Consider the following 2815-nt stretch of genomic DNA (forward strand, 5'->3'; position numbering starts at 1 on the left):
CGGCCCCGGATGACCTGGGCGACATAGCGCCCCTCCTGTTTGGCCGCGGGCGCCAGGCCGGGTACCGGTTGGCCGTTGTGCTGCTCGAGCAAGGCCGCGTCCCCAATGACGAAAATCTCCGGATGCGCGGCAACACTGAGATCGCGTTCCACCCGGATGCGCCCGGCCTTGTCCGCCGGTGCGTTCAACCATTGCGCGACCGGCGAGGCACGCACGCCCGCGGCCCAGAAAACAGCGCCGGCGGCGATGAGCGTGTCGTGGCTGACGACGCCCTCGGCGCGGCAATCGGTGACGGGATGGTTCAACAGTACCGTGACGCCCAAGTGTTCCATCGTCTGCTGCGCATAGGTGGCGAGCGGCTCGGGAAAACCGGCCAGCACCCTCGCGCCGGCTTCGATCAGGAGGACGCGCGCCTTGCGCGTGTCGACGCAGCGGAAATCGCCCGGCATGTCCTCGTGCGCCAGCTCGGCGATCGTGCACGCCAGTTCCACTCCGGTGGCGCCCGCACCGACCACCACGATGGTCTGCAGCAATTGCCGCCGATCGGGACCGATTTCGCGCTCCGCCTGTTCGAACACGGTCAACAAGTGTTGCCGGATCGACAAGGCATCGCCCAGCGTTTTCAATCCCGGCGCATGCTGCGCCCATTCGTCATGGCCGAAGTAGGCATGCTTGGCTCCGGTGGCAAGCACCAAGCTGTCGTAGGGAAGACGCTTGCCGTCGGTCAGCGATACCGTGCGGCTCGCGGTATCCACACCTTCCACCTCGGCCATCAGCGTCGTGATGTTCTTAAAGCGGCGCAGCACATGCCGGATCGGCCACGCGATCTGCGAGATATCCAACGCCGCGCCCGCCACCTGGTACAGCAACGGCTGGAACAGGTGATGATTGCTGCGATCGACTAGCGTGACCTCGACGTTCTGCGCGCCCAGCTGCCTGGCAGCTGCAAGCCCACCGAAGCCTGCGCCGACGATCACGACCCGATGCCGATGGACGGTGTCTTTCAAGGGCGTCTCCTCAAAAACGCGTGTCTCGCCGATGCATTATCGCGCTTCGCCTCGGCAAGCCGATGTGTGGCCACGAGCAATGACAGCGCCGGCGGCCTGCCCCCGCGCCGCGCGTGCCACTACGCCGCGCCAAGCGCCTCTGCTACCGTCGGCCTTTATCCATCGCATCAAGGGGACCCCATGCGCCTGTACCGTCTTTCCGCCGCGCTGATGGCCGCGATCGGCTTGCTGGCACTGCCGGCCGCGGCCGATACATCCAAGGCCACGCCCACGGCGAAGGAATTGCTGGCCAAGTCCAAGCCTTCGGAATGGCGCACGCCCGATCCGCAGAACCTGCTGTACATGCAGCTGCCACAGGGCCGCGTGGTAATCGAACTGGCGCCCGACTTCACGCCGCTGCACGCTGCCAATATCCGCACACTGGTGCGCGAGCATTATTTCGACGGGCTGGCGATCATCCGCGTGCAGGACAACTTCGTCACCCAATGGGGCGACCCAAATGACGATGACAATGGCGACAAGAGCAAGATCAAACCGCTAGGCAGCGCCAAGCGCACACTGGCGCCGGAGTACACGCGCGCGATCGACGCCACGTTGCCGTGGACCGCGCTGCCCGACGGCGACGTGTACGCGCCGCAAGTGGGTTTCAGCGAAGGCTTTCCGGTGGCACGCGACCCGGCCAGCGGACGCGAATGGCTGGTGCACTGCTATGGCATGGTCGGCGTAGCGCGCGACGTCGCGCCGGACAGCGGCAACGGCAGCTCCCTCTATGTGGCGATCGGTCAGGCGCCGCGCCAGATCGACCGCAATCTGGCCGTGGCCGGTCGCGTGCTCGAAGGCATGGCCCATCTGTCTGGCCTGCCGCGCGGCACCGGTGCGCTTGGCTTTTATACGCAGGCCGGACAGCGCGTGCCGATCCTGTCGGTAAAGCTGGCGTCCGACCTGCCGCCTGCGCAGCGCGAAAAACTGCAGGTGCTGCGCACCGACAGCGCCACCTTCGCCGCCATCATCGACGCCAAGCGCAATCGTCGCGATGCGTTCTACACATTGCCTGCCGGCAAGATCGACCTGTGCAACATCGATGTGCCGGTGCGCGTGGAGGCTACGGCAAGCGACAAGCATTGAGCGCTTGCATGCCTCTTGCCGGCAGGTGAGGCGCCCGCCCGGGGGGGAGCAGATGAATCCGCCCCTAAGCTTGCACGCCGATTACACGCTGTCTTCGCCTCGCTCGTAGTTAGGTGGGGCGATAACGTATCGGGTCTGGCGATTGCAAAGGCAGGCGTAATGAGGCTCGCTTACAAACTACTGGCCTGGATCGGGGGCGTGCTGCTGGTACTGGTGCTCGCGCTGATCCTGTTCGTTGCCCTGTTCGACTGGAACCGCCTCAAGCCGACGATCGACGACAAGGTCAGCGCTGCCATCGGCCGTCCATTTGTAATCCATGGCAACCTGAGTGCCGCGTGGCAACGCGAGCCGAGCGAGCATGGCCTGCGCGGCCTGGTGCCGTGGCCGACCTTTACCGCGCGCACGATCACAATCGGCAACCCTGCCTGGACCAAGCAACCGCAGCTGGTTGAACTTGGCGGCCTGCAGTTCCGGATTTCGCCGCTGCCGCTGCTGTTGCATCACATCTACATTCCGTACGTGCAGCTCACCGCCCTGCATGTGGACCTGGAACGCAACAGCCAGGGCGATGCCAACTGGCTGTTCAAATTTCCGCAAAGCACGCAGCCTTCGTCCTGGAAGCTGACCCTGGGCACGATCGGCTTCGACAAAGGCGATATCGCGTTGGACGATGCGAAGAGCCG

General features: G+C 65.0%; 3 protein-coding genes. 2 read left to right on the top strand and 1 reads right to left on the bottom strand.

The window, feature by feature from the left end; all coding sequences use genetic code 11:
• A partial coding sequence (locus VMA74_RS10505; RefSeq protein ID WP_325366711.1) for an NAD(P)/FAD-dependent oxidoreductase occupies positions 1-1007 on the bottom strand: 1007 nt, incomplete at its 3' end.
• Between the two features lie 180 nt (positions 1008-1187).
• Here VMA74_RS10505 and VMA74_RS10510 point away from each other — a divergent pair.
• Both VMA74_RS10510 and VMA74_RS10515 read left to right on the top strand, forming a co-directional pair.
• Positions 1188-2132, top strand: coding sequence for a peptidylprolyl isomerase (locus tag VMA74_RS10510; protein WP_325366712.1), 945 nt, complete (start codon positions 1188-1190; stop codon positions 2130-2132).
• A 159-nt stretch (positions 2133-2291) separates the two neighbouring features.
• Positions 2292-2815 (top strand): AsmA family protein (locus VMA74_RS10515; RefSeq protein WP_325366713.1); only part of this gene is annotated, 524 nt, incomplete at its 3' end.

It is taken from the genome of Dyella sp. (assembly GCF_035508675.1).
In the GTDB taxonomy this organism is placed as follows: Bacteria; Pseudomonadota; Gammaproteobacteria; order Xanthomonadales; family Rhodanobacteraceae; genus Dyella_B.